Source organism: Nocardia sp. NPDC004278 (genome assembly GCF_053602975.1).
Genome location: NZ_JBSGEQ010000004.1, coordinates 42507 through 59240 on the forward strand (window position 1 = coordinate 42507; position 16734 = coordinate 59240).

Annotated in this window: 17 protein-coding genes; 7 read left to right on the top strand and 10 right to left on the bottom strand. The window is 65.4% G+C overall.

Annotation, left to right across the window (positions count from 1 at the left end):
* The first annotated feature begins 96 nt into the window (after nt 1-96).
* The 3 genes from menE (at nt 97) to ACWEO2_RS07400 (ending at nt 3278) form a co-directional block, all read left to right on the top strand.
* On the top strand, nt 97-1257 hold the full coding sequence (gene menE, locus ACWEO2_RS07390) for an o-succinylbenzoate--CoA ligase (protein WP_452404558.1): 1161 nt from the start codon (nt 97-99) through the stop codon (nt 1255-1257).
* A 204-nt stretch (nt 1258-1461) separates the two neighbouring features.
* On the top strand, nt 1462-2445 hold the full coding sequence (locus tag ACWEO2_RS07395) for an ATP-binding cassette domain-containing protein (RefSeq protein ID WP_452404559.1): 984 nt from the start codon (nt 1462-1464) through the stop codon (nt 2443-2445).
* Nucleotides 2442-3278 (top strand): ABC transporter permease, encoded by an 837-nt coding sequence (locus tag ACWEO2_RS07400; protein ID WP_452404560.1) that lies wholly within the window; start codon nt 2442-2444, stop codon nt 3276-3278. Before ACWEO2_RS07395 ends, ACWEO2_RS07400 begins: the two co-directional genes overlap by 4 nt.
* A gap of 48 nt (nt 3279-3326) precedes the next feature.
* Here the strand turns inward: ACWEO2_RS07400 and ACWEO2_RS07405 are convergent, their stop codons facing one another.
* The gene (locus ACWEO2_RS07405) at nt 3327-6800 is read right to left on the bottom strand and encodes an AfsR/SARP family transcriptional regulator (RefSeq protein ID WP_452404561.1); all 3474 of its coding nucleotides are present in this window, start codon (nt 6798-6800) and stop codon (nt 3327-3329) included.
* Nucleotides 6801-7070: 270 nt separating this feature from the next.
* Here ACWEO2_RS07405 and ACWEO2_RS07410 point away from each other — a divergent pair, with 270 nt between their 5' ends.
* The gene (locus ACWEO2_RS07410) at nt 7071-7943 is read left to right on the top strand and encodes a 1,4-dihydroxy-2-naphthoate polyprenyltransferase (protein WP_355179543.1); all 873 of its coding nucleotides are present in this window, start codon (nt 7071-7073) and stop codon (nt 7941-7943) included.
* 149 nt (nt 7944-8092) lie between these two features.
* Here the strand turns inward: ACWEO2_RS07410 and ACWEO2_RS07415 are convergent, their stop codons facing one another.
* From ACWEO2_RS07415 to ACWEO2_RS07435, 5 genes are all read right to left on the bottom strand, one after another.
* A complete protein-coding gene (locus tag ACWEO2_RS07415) occupies nt 8093-8476 on the bottom strand; it encodes a phage holin family protein (protein ID WP_354959893.1) in 384 nt (127 codons plus the stop codon).
* Nucleotides 8477-8552: 76 nt separating this feature from the next.
* Nucleotides 8553-9131: a Clp protease N-terminal domain-containing protein gene (locus tag ACWEO2_RS07420; protein WP_452404562.1), complete on the bottom strand. Its 579-nt coding sequence runs from the start codon at nt 9129-9131 to the stop codon at nt 8553-8555.
* Nucleotides 9131-9352: a helix-turn-helix domain-containing protein gene (locus tag ACWEO2_RS07425; protein ID WP_354959891.1), complete on the bottom strand. Its 222-nt coding sequence runs from the start codon at nt 9350-9352 to the stop codon at nt 9131-9133. Before ACWEO2_RS07425 ends, ACWEO2_RS07420 begins: the two co-directional genes overlap by 1 nt.
* A 138-nt stretch (nt 9353-9490) precedes the next feature.
* Nucleotides 9491-10576, bottom strand: coding sequence for a PLP-dependent cysteine synthase family protein (locus tag ACWEO2_RS07430; protein WP_452404563.1), 1086 nt, complete (start codon nt 10574-10576; stop codon nt 9491-9493).
* Complete coding sequence (locus ACWEO2_RS07435) at nt 10573-10923, bottom strand: DUF4229 domain-containing protein (protein ID WP_354959889.1); 351 nt, start codon at nt 10921-10923, stop codon at nt 10573-10575. The genes ACWEO2_RS07430 and ACWEO2_RS07435 overlap by 4 nt, the downstream gene beginning before the upstream one ends.
* A gap of 172 nt (nt 10924-11095) precedes the next feature.
* Between ACWEO2_RS07435 and ACWEO2_RS07440 the strand changes: the two genes are divergently transcribed.
* Entirely contained in the window at nt 11096-11305 is a 210-nt protein-coding gene (locus ACWEO2_RS07440) for a BldC family transcriptional regulator (protein WP_330250627.1), read from the top strand.
* 132 nt (nt 11306-11437) lie between these two features.
* Nucleotides 11438-11641, top strand: coding sequence for a hypothetical protein (locus tag ACWEO2_RS07445; RefSeq protein WP_452404564.1), 204 nt, complete (start codon nt 11438-11440; stop codon nt 11639-11641).
* A 223-nt stretch (nt 11642-11864) separates the two neighbouring features.
* Here the strand turns inward: ACWEO2_RS07445 and ACWEO2_RS07450 are convergent, their stop codons facing one another.
* Nucleotides 11865-12491, bottom strand: coding sequence for a hypothetical protein (locus ACWEO2_RS07450; protein WP_452404565.1), 627 nt, complete (start codon nt 12489-12491; stop codon nt 11865-11867).
* 288 nt (nt 12492-12779) lie between these two features.
* Between ACWEO2_RS07450 and lppU the strand changes: the two genes are divergently transcribed.
* Complete coding sequence (gene lppU / locus ACWEO2_RS07455; RefSeq protein ID WP_452404566.1) at nt 12780-13445, top strand: LppU family putative lipoprotein; 666 nt, start codon at nt 12780-12782, stop codon at nt 13443-13445.
* Between the two features lie 33 nt (nt 13446-13478).
* Here lppU and ACWEO2_RS07460 read toward each other — a convergent pair whose 3' ends face one another.
* From ACWEO2_RS07460 to ccsB, 3 genes are all read right to left on the bottom strand, one after another.
* Entirely contained in the window at nt 13479-14027 is a 549-nt protein-coding gene (locus ACWEO2_RS07460; protein ID WP_452404567.1) for a flavoprotein, read from the bottom strand.
* 339 nt (nt 14028-14366) lie between these two features.
* The gene (locus ACWEO2_RS07465; protein ID WP_452404568.1) at nt 14367-14621 is read right to left on the bottom strand and encodes a hypothetical protein; all 255 of its coding nucleotides are present in this window, start codon (nt 14619-14621) and stop codon (nt 14367-14369) included.
* Between the two features lie 1144 nt (nt 14622-15765).
* Nucleotides 15766-16734: a c-type cytochrome biogenesis protein CcsB gene (ccsB, locus tag ACWEO2_RS07470; protein ID WP_452404569.1), complete on the bottom strand. Its 969-nt coding sequence runs from the start codon at nt 16732-16734 to the stop codon at nt 15766-15768.

The following is a 16734-nucleotide window of genomic DNA, read 5'->3' on the forward strand; positions in this document are numbered from 1 at the left end:
AGTCGTGAGAGAGCGAAGCGAGCGAACCATGGGTACAGCGCGCCCGCGCACTGCGGACCCGTGCCTGATGGAGCCGAGCGCCGGCGAGGCGCGGTCATGAGTAAGACCCTGCGGACGCTGCCGATGCCGACCGGATCGGGGCTCGGCGATGTAATGCCGCATTTGCGAGAAGTGTTGGAGGGCAACGGTCCCGCCTGGTTGCCGATACCCACCAGCGACCGCAGGGAGGCCCGGCGACTGAGCGATGCGCTGGCCCCGGGCGAGCCGATCGATGACGAGGTGGCGCTCGTGGTGACCACCTCGGGCACCACCGGTCTCCCGAAGGGCGCCATGCTCAGTGCCGCGGCGCTGCGGGCCAGCGGAACCGCGACCCACGATCGCCTCGGCGGTCCGGGCACCTGGCTGCTCGCCCTGCCGACCCACCACATCGCTGGCATTCAGGTGCTGCTGCGCAGCATCCTGGCCGGTACCGAACCCACCGTCCTCGACGTTTCCGGCGGCTTCCTACCCGAGGCGCTCGCGGGCGCCATCTCCGGTATGCGCGGTGAGCGCCGCTACTCCGCATTGGTCCCGACACAACTCATCAAGGCCCTGGAGGCACCCGAAGCGGCGGCGGCGCTGGCGCAGTTGGACGGCGTGCTGGTCGGTGGTGCCGCCACCCCGGCTCCGGTCTATGAACGCGCGAAAGCGGCCGGTATCAATGTGGTTCGCACCTACGGCATGAGCGAAACCTGCGGTGGTTGCGTATACGACGGTATTCCGCTGGACGGCACCGAGATCCGCATCGAGGACGGTCGCGTCCTGCTCGGCGGCGCGATGATCGCCAACGGCTACCGCGGCCAGCCCGATCATCCGGCCTTCGCCGAACCCGGCTGGTTCCGCACCGATGACGCGGGCACCTACGAGAACGGCGTGCTCAGCATCACCGGACGGCTCGACGAGGCGATCGTGACCGGTGGGCTGCTCGTCATCCCGCAGGTGGTGGAGGCCGTGCTGATCACCCATCCGGGAATCAGCGAATGCGTGGTGCTCGGTCTGCCCGACGACCGGCTCGGGCAGCGGGTCGCCGTCGCTGTGGTCCCCGCCGCCGGCGCCACTCCGACCCTCGAGGAACTGCGCGACCACGTGGTGCGTGAACTCGACTCCATCGCCGCCCCACGCGAACTCGCGATCCTCGATGAGCTCCCGCTGCGCGGCCCCGGTAAGCCGGACCGCGCCAAGCTCCGCGAATACTTGTCCGCCTCTCCGCGTATTTAGGCGCCGGACCCAGGTGCCGCCACGGTTGCGTTGGCGACCTGTGGTGGCACGGTGGCTGAGTTAGCCGGTACCCGGCGAGTTACCCATGTTCTCCCGAAAGTTCCCTCGTTGACCTAACGGTGTTGGGGCGCGCGATCGCGGTGCAAGGATGCGCGACATCGTGGTGCAAGGACCGTGCAAGACGCGGGCCGCAAAGTCTTGTGCATGACTTCTTTCACACCCAATTCAGCGCTCGCCGTGGAGGCGGACGGTCTGGTCAAGGTGTTCGGGGAACAGCGCGCCGTCGACGGTGTGAGCCTGGCGGTTCCGCAGGGCTCGGTCTACGGCGTGCTCGGACCGAACGGCGCGGGCAAGACCACGACCATCCGCATGTTGGCCACCCTATTGCGCCCGGACGGCGGCAGCGCCCGCATCTTTGGCCGTGACGTCGTCGCCGAACCGACGGCCGTGCGCTCCCTGGTCGGCGTTACCGGGCAGTACGCCTCGGTCGACGAGGGTCTCTCCGCCACCGAAAACCTGGTCATCTTCTCTCGCCTGCTCGGTCTGAGCCGGAGCGATGCCAGGCGCAAGTCGGTCGAACTGCTCGAGGAATTCGACCTCACCGCGGCGGCGGACAAGCCGCTGAAGAACTTCTCCGGCGGCATGCGGCGCCGTCTCGATCTGGCCGCCAGCCTGATCGCGACACCGCCGCTGCTGTTCCTGGACGAGCCGACCACCGGCCTCGATCCGCGCACCCGCGCCCAGATGTGGGAGACCATCCGCCGTCTGGTGCGCGAGGGTGCGACGGTGCTGCTCACCACGCAGTACCTCGACGAGGCCGATCAGCTCGCCGACCGGATCGCCGTCATCGACCACGGCAAGGTGATCGCCGACGGCACCGCCGACCAGCTCAAGGCCTCGATCGGCGGCTCCGCACTGCACCTGACCCTGGTCGATCGGGCCCAGCTCGATGAGGCCCGCCGCATTGTCGGCGAATTCCTGGGCACCGAGGCCCAGATCACGCCGGAGGCCGGACGGCTCACCGCCCCGCTCAAGGATGCGGGCATGACCGCCGATCTGCTGATCCGCCTGCGCGAGTGGGAGATCGCGATCGACGAGATCACCGTCAGCAAGCCCAGCCTCGACGAGGTCTTCCTCACCATCACCGGCCACCCGGCCGAAGACGACAACGAACGGAGCGCGGCATGACCACCATTACCGCACCACCCCCGGCGCGCCACGCCGCGCCGATCGCAATCCCGGAAGCCAGCAACAAGATCAGCCTCCGGCAGACCGTGGAAACCTCGTTCACGATGGCCTACCGTGGCATTTTGAAGATCAAGCACAATCCGGAACAGCTGTTCGATGTGACGATTCAGCCGATTCTGTTCACCGCGCTGTTCGCCTATATCTTCGGCGGCGCGATCTCACACAACGTGCACGACTACCTGCCGACTCTGATTCCGGGCATCCTCGTGCAGACCGTGGTCCTCACCTCGGTGGTCACCGGTACCCAGCTGCGCGAGGATATGGACAAGGGCGTCTTCGACCGATTCAAATCCCTACCCATTTCCCGTATTTCGGCGCTGGCGGGCGCATTGATCGCCGATATGGTGCGCTACAGTCTCGCGACCGTGCTCACCGTGGTTGTCGGTCTGTGCCTCGGCTACCGTCCCGGCGGCGGGTTCGTCGCGGTCGTGGTCGCCGGTCTGGTGGTGATCTTCTGCTCGTTCGCGGTGAGCTGGATCTGGGCACTGGTCGGCGTCACAGGTAAGAGCGCCGCTGGCGTGCAGGGCATTTCGATGATGATCATGTTCCCGCTGACCTTTATGTCCGGCGCGTTCGCACAGGTCAGCACCATGCCAGGCTGGCTGCAGGGAATCGACCGCGCAAACCCGATCTACTACATGGTCAATGCCGCCCGAGAGTTGATGAACGGCCACGTCTACAGCAGTGATCTGGCCTGGTCGCTGATCGGCTCGGTGGTCGTGATCGTGATCTTCGCACCGCTCGCGGTCCGGGCTTATATGCGCCGGGCGTGACCACTCAGTTCTGACCGCTAACCGAAAGTCGCGGTGGGAGACGACAAGTCACCCACCGCGATTTTCGTTGTCACAGGACAATTCCTGGAGCAGCTCGAGGATCCGGTCCGCCGCTTGCCGTCGACGCAGACCCGCGGCCCGATGCAGTGCCGCATCCAAACGGTCGGCGCCCACCGCAGTTCGATGCAGCGCGATGTGCCGCCGCAATTCGGCCGACGGATTGTCCTGTCGTGCCATTACTTTGCTGGCCAGCGACACCAGTTCCAGGCCGGTCTCCGAATCGTGTCGGATCGCGAGATGAAAGGTGCCGACCGCATTGCCGACCGCGCCGATCTGCGGCAGATCGTAGAACTGCCCGAGTCGGCCCGCCGCCAGACGAACCAGCGTGCGCACGATATCGTCCGCCTCCGCTGGCCGCCCATAGAGCACGTACGCGTCCACCGCGCCGCTCGCGGTCATCAGGATGCCCGGGCCCGGCATCGGTTCATCATCTGGCCAGCCGTACAGGTCCAGCGCCCGACGGTAATGGCGCAGCCCGGCATCGATATCGCCTTCGGCCAGTTCGAGTTCGGCCACCCCGATGACGACGGGCGCCAGCCGATGGTTGCGCCGGATGTGCGGGTCGTCGATCGAAGAACCATGTGCCGGTTCACCATCCGGCGCGCCGAGCGCGAAGCCCAGCTCCCGCCGCGCCTCCGCGAGACGACCGGCGCCGATCAGCGATACCGCGAGAAAGCTGCGCATCTCCACAGCTTCCTCGTGTGCGCGCAACTCCCGCAGCAGCTCCCCAGCCCTGCGGTAGTTCTCCACCGCATCGGCATAGTGCGCGGTCTGTCCGGCGAGTTGTCCGAGATGCTGGGTGACCATCGCCGTACCCCAGACATCAGTGCCTTCGATCAGCTGCAGGGCGGCCAGTGCGTCACGGGTGGAGCCGTACACATTGCCGGTGTTTTCCAGGACATTTGCGCGCATGAATACCGCTGCGGCGCGCACCAAGGGATCCTTCGATCGGGCGCCATCGGCGAACAGCCTGGCCGCGCCCGAACCCGAGGGATCCCCGCAGGCGATGACGCCGAGAAAGCGCACTCCACTATTGAGATCGATTGCAGTGCTCAGCAATCGACGGATCCGCGCTCGGGTGATCCCCACCGCACGTAGGTCACCACTCAAGTACACCATGTGCATACCGACCTGCAGATGCGCGAGCATCTGCAGGTCGGCGACCGTACCGCGTACCGGACCGGGTTCGGGCGCCAGATTGAGAATCCGGCGCGCCCAACCGCTCAGCTCCATATGCGCGCCGCGCATCACCCACAGCGTGCCCAGCACCGGAAAGACCCGGTACACCGTGCGGGCGTCCCTGCGTTCCAGCGCATACCGCAGCACAGTGACCAGATTGTCGAGCTCAGCACCCACCGAGAGCACGGTGGCCACCTGCGCGTCCGAGAGATAGCGGTGCACGGCCGAGATCGAATAATCACGGGCCCAGCGCGACATTCGATCCATCACCAGGGGACGCTCGTCGATCGCACCCGGAATGCCTGCCGCCGCATCGGATCCGGTGTGCGCGAGTTGTTCCTCGCCGAATTCGCGGACCGTTTCCAGCATGCGGTAGCGGGTTCCGATGAGACTTTCGTCATCGTCGAGGACGGTGAGCAATGACTGGCTCACCAAACCGTCCACGGCCGTGGCTACGTCGTCGACATCCGGCCCACCGGCCACCACTTCGGCGGCATCGAGGGTGAATCCGGCCGGAAAGCGGCACAGTCTGCGCAGGGCGATCTGCTGCGACTCTTCGAGCAGATTCCAACTCCACGCGATCACCGCGTACAAGGTGCGATGCCGTTCCGGCGAGGAGCGATCTCCGCTGCGCAGCAGGGCGAAGCGGTGTTCGAGCCGGGTTTCGATCTCCTCGACGCTCATGGTTCGCACCCGCGCGGCCGCGAGTTCGATGGCCAGCGGCAGGCCGTCGAGCGTGCGGCACAATCGGGCAACGACTTCGGGATCCAGCCGCACCGTCGGCCGCACGGCACGCGCCCTGGCCATGAACAGCTCGGTGGCGGGCGATCCGGCCGCGTCGATCGCCAAGGGCGCCAGCGGATATACCGTTTCCGCGGTGATCGCCAGCGGTGCCCGGCTGGTGGTGAGCACGCTGAGCTGGTCACAGCTGCCGACCAGATCGGCGACCACCTCGGCCACCGCATCGATCAAATGCTCACAGTTGTCCAGTATCAGTAGCATCGGGCGGGCGGCGAGCGCGTCGCGCAGGCGGCGACCGGCATCGCTGTAGCCGGTGGTGCGCCGCCACGCCGTCTCCCGGACGACCTCGCCCAGGCCCAGCGTCGTGCTGATCGCGGCCTCGATATCGGCGCGCGAATCGGCGTCGGCGGCCGGATCGGCGCGCACCGAGGCCAGCTCCACCAGCACCACGGACTCCCGGCGCGCCACTCGAACGCCCAATTCGTTAGCCACCCTGGTCTTTCCGGTGCCGCCGGGACCGAGCACCGTGGTCACCCGGGACCGGGACAGCAGATCCTCGAGCGCGTCCAGATCGGCGGCACGTCCGAGCAGGACATTGGGGGCCGCGCGCAAGCCGATCGCCGACAGCACACTCGGCGGTGCGGCAGCGGTCGAATCCGGGACCCGTCCGATCGAATCCCGCTCGACCGAATCCCGCACCGCTGGCAGATCGCCTGGTGTGGCCGAATTCACAACGGTCGACGTATTCGACGCCGGCCCACGATCGGTCCGTACTGCGAATCCCGGCACCGGATCACCACGCAGGATGGCGGTATTCAGCTCGACCAGCGCCGGACCGGGGTCGGCGCCGAGTTCCTCGATCAGTCGCCCGCGAACCGATGCGAAAACATCCAAGGCCTCGTTCGGCCGCCCGGCCGCGGCCAGCAACCGCATCAAGGTGGCATGCGCTGCCTCGTCGAGCGGCTGCGCAGCCACAGTTCGGCGGGTGATCGCGACCGCGCCGTCGAGATCGCCGCTCGCGACCCGGGCTGCGACCTCGATCGCCGCCAATTCGGACAACCGGTGCGCCGCCGCGGCGCGTAGTTCATCGGCGAGTTCGCCCGCGGGGAGGTCGGCCCCCGGCTCACCGCGCCAGAGCGCTCTGGCCTGTGCGACCAGGGTCAGACAACCGGCGTGGTCGCCATCGGCCTGTCTGGCGCGGGCCACGCGCAGCAGTTCGTCGGCCAGGGTCAAATCGACCTGATCCGCGGTCAAGGTGAGGCGATACCCGGCCGGGCCGATCTCCAGCGCCGCGTCCGGCAGCGCGGACCGCAGCCGCGACACCTGGGTGTGCAGCGCATTCATCGGCGCGCGCGGCGGCTGCTCACCCCAGACCTCATCGATCAGGGCCTGGGCGCTGCGGCTGCGACCGGGGCGCAGGGCCAGTGCCGCGAGCAGCAGCCGCGATCGCGCCCCGGGTAGCGCCGTGAGCACACCGTCTTTGCGTAGCGCAATTTCGCCCAGCAGGGCCACTGAGACCGATTCGCCTGCGGGCGTCGTCAAGGTTCGACTCCGGCCGATCGGGCCGCTCTGGTCAGGAAACATTCCGTCGCTATCGTATGCGAGCAATGCCTGCGGGGCTGGCATGGTTTATCCCCTGTTCTGCGCGGATGCGTAGCTTGGGCTGGGTGAGTTCGAAATCGTTCGACAGGCGGTGATCACGGCCGCCCCTCAGCGCATTCATTGAAGGCGGCCACCGAGTCCAACTGAACCGGGCCAGCCAACCGAACCGCCCGAGCAGACTGCACCGGCGCCGCGCATTAGGCTGCGAATATGGCTACTGCAGCGCAATGGATCGAGGGCGCACGGCCCCGCACCCTGCCGAACGCGATCGCCCCTGTCCTGGCCGGAACCGGCGCCGCCGCCTCCATCGATGGTGCGGTGTGGTGGAAAGCCGTTCTGGCGCTGCTGGTTTCGCTGGCCCTGATCATCGGGGTGAATTACGCCAACGACTACTCCGACGGCATCCGCGGCACCGATGACGTGCGCGTCGGGCCGCTGCGGCTGGTCGGGCAGAAGCTCGCCTCCCCCGCCGCGGTCAAGAATGCCGCGATCATCAGCCTGGCCATCGGTGCGGTCTTCGGACTGGTGCTCGTCATCGCGACGGCGTGGTGGTTGCTGCTGGTCGGCGCGGCCTGCCTGGCCGGGGCCTGGTATTACACCGGTGGCAGCAAGCCGTACGGCTATAGCGGTTTCGGCGAGTTGGCGGTATTCGTATTCTTCGGTCTGATCGGCGTGCTCGGCACCGAATTCGTGCAGGCCGAGCGGATCGAATGGGCGGGACTGGTACTCGCGGTCGGGGTCGGGGCATTCTCCAGTGCGGTGCTGGTCGCCAATAACCTGCGCGATATCCCGACCGATACCGAATCCGGGAAGGTCACCCTCGCGGTCAAACTCGGCGATCCGCGCACCCGCACGCTGCACTTGGCGCTGCTCGCGGTGCCGTTCATCGCCACGCTGCTGCTGGTCGTGCGCACGCCGTGGGCGTTGGTCGGGCTGGTTGCGGTGCCGCTGGCGGTGCGCGCCAACGCACCGGTGCGCTCCGGTAAGGGTGGGTTGGAATTGATTCCGGCCCTGCGCGATTCGGGGCTGGCGCTGCTGGTGTGGTCGGCGGTTACCGCGCTGGCGCTCGGTATCGCCGGTTAGGAACTTCGACGCGCCGCACCGGTTTGTCGCGGGCGGGTCCGAGCGCGCACCTTCCGGCCGAATCCGGCGATTTCCGCCTCGTTCGCTCGAAGAATGCACGCTCAGCCCCACTCCGCCATCGAACGAGCGGTTGACGCGGCGCGCAGCTGCTAGTCGCCGTCCGGCACCAGAACGCCGAGGATCCAGTTGACCAGGGCGACGATGATGCCGCCCCAGAGCGCGGCCCAGAAGCCGTCGACGCGCAGGCCGTAGTCGGTGGTCTCGCTGATCTTCGCGGTGAGCCACAGCATCAGCGCGTTGATCACCAGCAGGAACAGACCGAGGGTCAGGATGACCAGCGGCAGCGATAGAAGTTTCACGATCGGCTTGACCAGGGCGTTCACCACGGTGAAGACCACGGCGACGGCCAGGATGACAATGACTTTCCCGCCATTGCCCTTGTCGGCTGGGCTGAGGATTTCGATCTTGTCGACCCAGGCGGCGGCCAGCCAGATGGCCACCGCGTTGATGATCAACCGAATCAGAAGCTGCATGCCACGATGCTAGGCCCGGAGGGCGGGCGTGTGCTGCCCCAAAACGCAAATCCCGTGGCATGCACATACCCAACCCTCACGCGGCACGATCGAGCAGCGCGTGCACCTTCGGCCGGAGATCGTCGATCGCCTTCGCACCGCCCAGGATGCGGGTGGTGTTCGCATTGGGCGCGCGCAGAATGCCGAGCAGCAGGTGTCCGGATTCGATGGTCTTCTCCTTGCGGGCCAGCGCTTCTCGCAGTCCCAGTTCCATGACCTTCTTCGCATCCCGGGTAAATGGGATGTGACCCCAATTCCGGTCGCGACCGAAGCCGAATCTGGATCGCTCCTCGGGGGCCGCCCGCTCCAGCGCATCCGCACCGAAGGTCGCCTCCAGACTCTCCCGCACCGCGTCCAGGTCGATGCCGATCGAGCGCAGCGCCTCGGCATCCTCTTCCCCCAGCGGCTGACCTTTGCTTTGTCGGCCAAGGGTTTTCAGCGCGTCCCGATGCGTGACGCCCATCTCTTCGAGCAGCGTCTTCAACTCCGGCTCACCCTGCGACAACACGCCGAGCAGCACATGCTCCACCTCGATCCTGGGTGAGCGCAGCTCGCGCGCGTCTTCCTGGGCGCTGACGATCGCGATCCTCGCTGCCCTGCTGAACCGTTCGAACATCAGCGGTTCCCGCCTCTCCGGTTGTATTTCTGGTGGACCGCCTGCTTGCTGACCTCGAGCGCCTCCGCGATCGCCTGCCATGACCACCCCTGTTCGCGGGCATTGGTCACCTGGATCGCCTCCAGCCGTTCGAGCAGCCGACGCAGTGCGAGCACCGCGCGCAGCCCGACCCTGGGGTCGGGACTGCCCGCAGCGGCCGCCAGTGTGGTTGCTTCAGTCATGACGTCAATTTTGGTTGACGCCATCGCGAGTTGTCAACAAAAATTGACGACGTCGGAGTTCGCTACCGGAGAAAGCAAAAACCCCGCCGCCCCGGCGCTACGGCCGGGATGACGGGGTCAGGGATATGCGTGCGGCGACTAGCCCGACCAGATCCCGGTCGCGGTGAACTTTTCCAGAACCGCCGCGGGTTCGGCGAGGCTAAGGCCCTGCGCCTCGACCCACGCATCGTCGAAATACGTTCCGGCATAGCGATCCCCGCCGTCGCACAGCAGGGTCACCACACTGCCGGAACGACCGGCGCCGATCATTTCGGCGATGAGCGCGAAGGCGCCCCACAGATTGGTGCCGGTGGAACCGCCTACGCGGCGGCCGATTACCCGACTCGCGTGCCGCGCGGTCGCGATCGATGCGGCATCGGGGACCTCGATCATCCGGTCCACCACCTGGCCGATGAAGGACGGCTCCACCCGGGGGCGGCCGATTCCCTCTATACGCGAAGGCATTCCGGTCTGATATCCGGCGTCGGCGGTCTCGTAGCCGCCGAAGAACGCGGAGTTCTCCGGATCGACGACGGCCAGCTTCGATGGGTAGCGGTGGTAGCGGATGTAGCGGCCGATGGTGGCGCTGGTACCGCCGGTGCCCGCGCCGACCACGATCCAGTCCGGCACCGGATGGGTTTCCAATTCCATTTGCTCGAAGATGGATTCGGCGATGTTGTTATTGCCGCGCCAGTCGGTGGCGCGCTCGGCGTGCGTGAACTGGTCCATGAAGTGACCACCGCATTCGGCGGCCAACCGGGCCGCCTCGGTGTACATCTCCGGTGGGCGCTGCACGAAATGACAACGGCCGCCTTGGGCCTCGATCAACTCGATCTTCTGCGGCGAGGTGCTCGCTGGCATTACCGCCACGAAATCGAGGCCGAGCAGTTTGGCGAAATACGCCTCGCTGACCGCCGTCGACCCCGAGGACGCTTCCACCACCGTGGTGCCCTCGGTGATCCAGCCGTTGCAGATCGCGTACAGGAACAGCGACCGCGCCAGCCGGTGCTTGAGACTGCCGGTGATATGCGTCGACTCATCCTTCAGGTACAGCTGGACGCTCCACGCCGCCGGCAACGGGTACCGGAGCAGGTGGGTGTCGGCGCTGCGCTGGGTATCGGCCTCGATGAGACGCACGGCATTGTCGACCCAGCCGCGCGGGGCACTACGGTCGCAGTACTTCACGAAGCCGCCCCGGTCGAGTCGTCATCACCGCGCAGTCGGGCGCGCAGTTGCGCCTTGTCCTGACGGCGCTTGGCATCGACGATCGCGATGTCCTCGTTGACCCGCGCCCGCAACCTCTTGAACACCGTCAGCGACAGCGGCATGGCGATGATCAAGGCGAACAGGGCGGCGACCACCATCGGGATCTCCACCGAGACCAGCCGGGCGATGCCAATGATCACGGCCGTGATGACGACGACCAACCCCAGCCTGGCGAGCGTGTAGAGCACCAGATTGCGGGCCAGCCGCGCGCCGGTGCCAGCCGTTTGCTGTCCTGGGTCACCTTTGGGTGGAGTTGCGTCACTCACGTCGTCCAGCCTATGCGAAGCTATCGCCCACACCTCCTGCCGAGGTAGGGCCTCTATCCCATTTGTCTATTACTTCCCCTTTACCAACTGTAGGTGGTTCGAGTACCTAGGGGTGGCAGTGCAACGATGGCGCCATCTGATGAGGGAACTGTCGAGAACGGAGAGGTTTGCTATGACTGCGATCACCGTCGGCGGCCAGGACACCCTGCTGACACCGGGCCAAGTGGCCGCCATGTTCCACGTCGATCCGAAGACCGTCACCCGCTGGGCCCACGCCGGGCGCCTCGGGTCGCTGCGCACACCGGGTGGACACCGCCGGTTCCGCGAGTCCGAAGTACTCCAACTGCTCAGGTCGCTGACCACCGAGGCCACCGCACGCTGATCGTGGCCGATGCGGGCCCGTAGCGATCCCCTCCCGTCTAGGGGCCCGCACCTACCCTGCAGAGTGAATTTCGCGTCAGCAGTGTTCGAAGGCTACACACGCGACTACCCTCGTTAGCAGGAGGTGAGCGACGTGACGTACCTGTTGGCACTCATCGCAGTTGTGGCAGTCGCGGTGTTGTGCTGGAAGGCGTTCGGCCCCGAGAAGTCCGGACCAAGCGCTCCATCCACGCGGTCACCACAACGCAAGCGCATCATGGGGCCCGATGACGACCCCGAATTTCTCTGGCGCATCTCGCGCCAGCATCGTGACGGCGACGGGCCGACCGAGCGCTGAGCGGTTGCCCCCTCGATTCGCCCGGTGGTTCCAGCGGCGCGAATCCCTTGGTCGCGGAGCGCGAGGCCAGGTAGGGCACCACATTGGCCGACGAGCCGAAGGCACCATCAGGGCGGGCGTCGCCGACGAAGTGCAACGAAGTCACGCCGCGATCACCTGAGTGTCTCGCACACCCAGTGGCTACCTGCGCGAGATAGCCACGGGTGTGCGATAGCTCAAACGATCACTGCTCGCCGTTGACGACCGCCATCATGGCGTCCATGAAGGATTGGCCGCCCATGATGTAGCCACCGGCGATGGCGCCCACTACGGCGCCGATGGGGCCGGTGATGATGCTGAAGAAGAAGACGCCGACGATGGCGCCGATAACGAGGCCGAGTGCGCCGCCGAGGATCACGCCGACGATGTTTTTGTTGATTTCGTCGGTCAGGCGGGCCATGGAGTTGACCGGCTGCATTTCGCCGATGTTCTTGGCGGTCAGTTTCGGTGTGAGAGCGAGGGTCCGGCCGCCATCGGTGATGGCCTGGTCGACCGCGACATTCGTGCCGGAGAGCTGGTAGGTCAGCGGAACTTCGGCGACCACGGCACCGGTATCGGACTTCAGCAGGACCTTGGTCCCGTTATCGGTGAGTTCGAACTTGCCGCTGTCGACGGCGGTGGTCACGACCCGGTGCGTTTCCTTGCGTTCGTCCTTGGTGTCGGAAAGCACAGTGTGGTAACCGATTCCCTGCTCGACACCGGAGGCCGACACGTCTTTGGCGACTTCCGCAGGGTTGGCGTGCGCGGTTCCCGCGGCGACTCCAACGGCGGCGAGGGACAAGAAAGTGACGGCCAGCATGCCGAACTTCATCAAAGTTTCCTTCTGACAAGCACCGGCCTCGGTAGCCGGATGACGCGTCTAGCGCCACGTAGCTTGTTGCCCCGCACCGCATTTGGCACACCCCTGAGCGATCATCGTTATTCAATTGTTACCCCGGATCCGACCCATGATCGTTTCAGAAGGGTATCTTGCATTTCCCAAAAATGGGATGACTCGACGCCGCGCACCGGATGGTGTAGGCATGACGTGCTCAATCAAAATGCAACATTCAACTTCGGATCTCCGCGCGCGAGTTCGAACACCCCTGGAGGACGTCCAGTGTCGCGTCAACGTGTCCGTGCCGGTGTGACCTTGACGGTCTTCATCGGGGTGACTGCGCTGGCGGCGGCCGTCGTCGCCGTGGCCGCGATGTCGCTCAGCAACGACAAGTCCACCGGCGGCGGCCCCTCGCCCGCGGCCCAGAACGACGCCGCGCCAACCACATCGGCACTGCCGACGACCTCCGACATGCCACTGGCCACCACCGAGGCACCGACGACGACCTCCGCCATCCGCAGCACCTTCGACAAGATCGCCGGTGGCCTGAAGGTGGAGGTCGGTGATTGCGTCGAGATCGGCCACAACGGCGACACCGCCACCCTCGGCAAAGCCGCCTGTGGCAGTGCGACTTCCAACTACAAGGTCATCGACAAGGTGTCCGAGAACGCCGTCTGCCCCAGCGATGCCGACCGCACGCTCAACGACACGCTGCGCGGCATCAACCGCGCCGCCCTCTGCCTGGACATCGACTGGGTAGTCGGCGGCTGCATGGACCCGAACAAGGACAACCCCAAGCGCATCGACTGCGCCACCAAGGGCATCCCCGATGGCGTCCGCGTAGTCGATGTCAAGCAGAACACCACGAACGTCAACGTCTGCTCCGCCAGCGACCGCGGAATCGTCTACCAACAACGCCAATTCGTAGTCTGCGTCCACCGGCTGTAGACCAGCACGCCGGCTTCCCCCTGTCTCCGAACGTTATTCGCTGACTGCCAGCCGAGGGTGATCGAGCAGCGCTCCCCACGCCGCGGCCCACGGGAAGCGCTCAACCGAGTCGCCGTCGGCGTTCGGCTCATGATCTTCGATCAGCATGGTCACGCCCCACTCCGAAAGCTTGCGCACCGCCTCCCGCACGGCGGGAAAGTTGATCAGCGCTCGATTGGTGAACGGCACTGCCACCACAGGCATTTCCAAACCGACGGCCTCCACCAACAGCCCCAGCGGCAAAGTATCGGAGATACCGGCCGCCCATTTCGCAAGTGAGTTGGAGGTAACCGGCGCGACGATCATCCCGTCCGCCGGTGGTAGCTCATCCGGAGCATCCGGCTCCTTGTACTCACTGCGCACCGGATGTCCGGTCCGCGCCGCAAGGTCATCGACGTCGATGAACCGACGGCCGTTCGGCGACGCGATCACACACACATCCCAACCGTCCCGCTGGGCCAGGTCGACCAGCTTGCCGACATCCCGCGCCGCCCGTGCCCCGGTCACAATCGCGTACACAACGGGCGCTCCGTCCTTGTTCACGACTTCATAGTCCCGGTTTGTCTCCCCGGCCGCTCAATACTCCCGCGATGTGTCCGGTTTCACGCGTCCTGCGGCGCTGTCCGGAAATCCTCTGACCGGGCCTCAGCCCGATACCCGGAGCAGCCACATTGCAGACGCCGATTCCGCTCCGGTACAGCAAAGCCCGAATAGGTGAATGTTGTCTACCGCAAACGAACTACATCGATGTAACGCGCGGTACAAGCCGGGCCATTGGCGCGAAATGTTGGCAAGCCCCACCCGCTGAGACCGTGTGCGGCAGTATTCGATACTGCCGCACACGACTTATCGACGCGGGTGGGCCGGGCCACTACCTGGTGGTCACCACGGCATCCCGTTGCATCCCACAAAGTTGGCGGACAAGGTGCACATCGAGTTGATTCCCAGCAGTTTGAGGACCTTCACCGGGGCATCGGCGGATCCGGTACCACCGGCCGTGGCCTCCGCCGTCTGTGCGGTGTTCGCCGGGGCCGGTTCCAGCGCAATACCGGGCGACGCCGCGGCGGAACCCATTGCCGCACCGCCCCCGAGGGCGAATGCCACCACGGCCACGCAACCGACAACTGTCCTCTTCATTGACTTTCCTATCATCGAATTCGCTTGTCGCGTAGCACGTTAACCCGGCTTAAAACCGGCCAAAAGCCAGGTTTACGGGTGCCACTACTTCTGGGGTCCGTGCAGGTGTACCGGAATCCAGGGCTGTTGAAGTCTGGGCCACCTGGATTTCACACACCGCGTAGTCGGCCCCGGATTCGCGCGCCCGGATGCTTCGAGGGTCGCGCGTGGCGGCCTGGCAAAGAGGAAACATTATGCGCGACACCGGAATAACACGGTGCCATTCTCGAAGTGGCCTATCGAGAAGATCGTCGCCGAATTCGCTCACAGCCCCAGGCGAGGAATGCCGGCCATCACGGTAAGTCCTCCGGATCTCCCACTCACAGCTGGATCTGGGCGATAGCGCCGCCATACCCGCAACGGTTCTCAGATGCTCGCTTTAACAGGAAAGTTATGTTCTAAATGCTGTCGTTCCGGCCGAATCGTTGGGTAGCCAGCGGTATGCTAGTAATGACGCCTTCCGCGGTACCAATGACGTCTTGTTCGGTCCGGTCGATGCTGCAGCTGTCGGCCAGCGTGAATGCGCGTTCCTACCGGGACGCATCATGCACTTCACAAAGTAGCGAATCGTGTGCCACAAAGTCGATTCGGCACGGTAACGCACTCGCAGCCCCAGTCCGGTAGCTCGGCAGCGCGGCCTACTACGCGGACGTCATAACGCTCGTTGTAAGGAAGCAACATGTCCAGCAAGTTCGTCAAAACCCTAGCCGCGACTGTTATTGCCGCGCCCCTGCTCGTCCTCGCAGCGCCCGCAGCCACTGCCGATTCGACTGCCGCGGCGCCTCCGTCGCCCTCCGCCACTCCAGTCCAGGGTGGGGGATCATTCGGATCAGCTACGTGGTGTATCCCCCTCGGTAGCGCAGTCTGGTGCTTCTGAGTGAGCGTCTGAGAACTACGGTGTTGGGTCTGTGACGCTCGAGATTTGAGTGAACTCCTGGTAGAGCAGTGATTGCTGAGATCAATTGCGCTACCAGGAGTTCATTTGTCATCATCGCGTATCGGCGTGTGTCCGTCGTAAGGCTACTGCGTACTCACTGCGGGCCGAGCTCGAAATAAATCGCTACGGCAGTACCGGAGTGATAGGCATTTCTGCTGGTGAAACCAGTTAGTTCAACCCAGCGTACGAGTGCAACCCACTGATCACGATATTGATGATGAACAGGTTGAAGAGCATCGCGACAAAGGCTGCGACGTTGATATACGCGGCCTTGGTGTCGCGCCAGCCCGAGGTCGCGCGGGCGTGCAAGTACGCGGCATAGAGGACCCAGGCGATGAAGGAGCAGGTCTCCTTCGGATCCCAGCCCCAGAAGCGGCCCCACGCGGCTTCGGCCCAGATGGCGCCCAGGATTACGCCTGCGCCGAAGAGGGGGAAGCCGATGATGGTCGTTTTGTAGGCGAGACGGTCCAGGGTGCGGGCGTCGGGGAGGCGACGGGCGATGGTGCCGAGGATATTGGCGGATTCGGCGCCTTCGGGCTGACGCAGACGGTAGAGGAAGAGCAGGCTGGCGATGCCGGAGACCATGAAGACACCGCTGCCGATACTGACGATGGTGACGTGGAAGGGCAGCCAGAACGACCTCAGCGCTGGCACAACGGGTGCCGCGTCGGCATAGAGCGCCGTACCCGCCAGGAACAGCAGGATCAGGATCGGGACGAGCAGGAATACCCACATCGACCGGTAGCGCTGTTCGCGCAGGAACGCCATGCCGACGACGGCGGCCGCGGCGGTCGCCATGGTGACGAACTCGTACATATTGCCGAGCGGAAAGCGGTGGGTCGCGAAGCCGCGCAAGACGATCGAGGTCACGTGCAGGGCGATGGCGACGAACAGCACCGAGAACGCCATATTGCCAGCGCGTTCCGCGAACGGCTTGGCCTGCGGCGTCTCGACCCGCCCCGGCGCCGCGGGACGTTCAGCGCCGCCACCAGCGGTCACCAGTTCACGCGCGACGACCTTTTGTGTCCGCGCTGCCGCGTACTGCATGATCAGCAGCACCATCACCAGCGCGTACACGACGATCGCCGATTTGAAGGCGAGGTCGCTGTACTGGGCGATGGTCTCGTCGATCGGCAT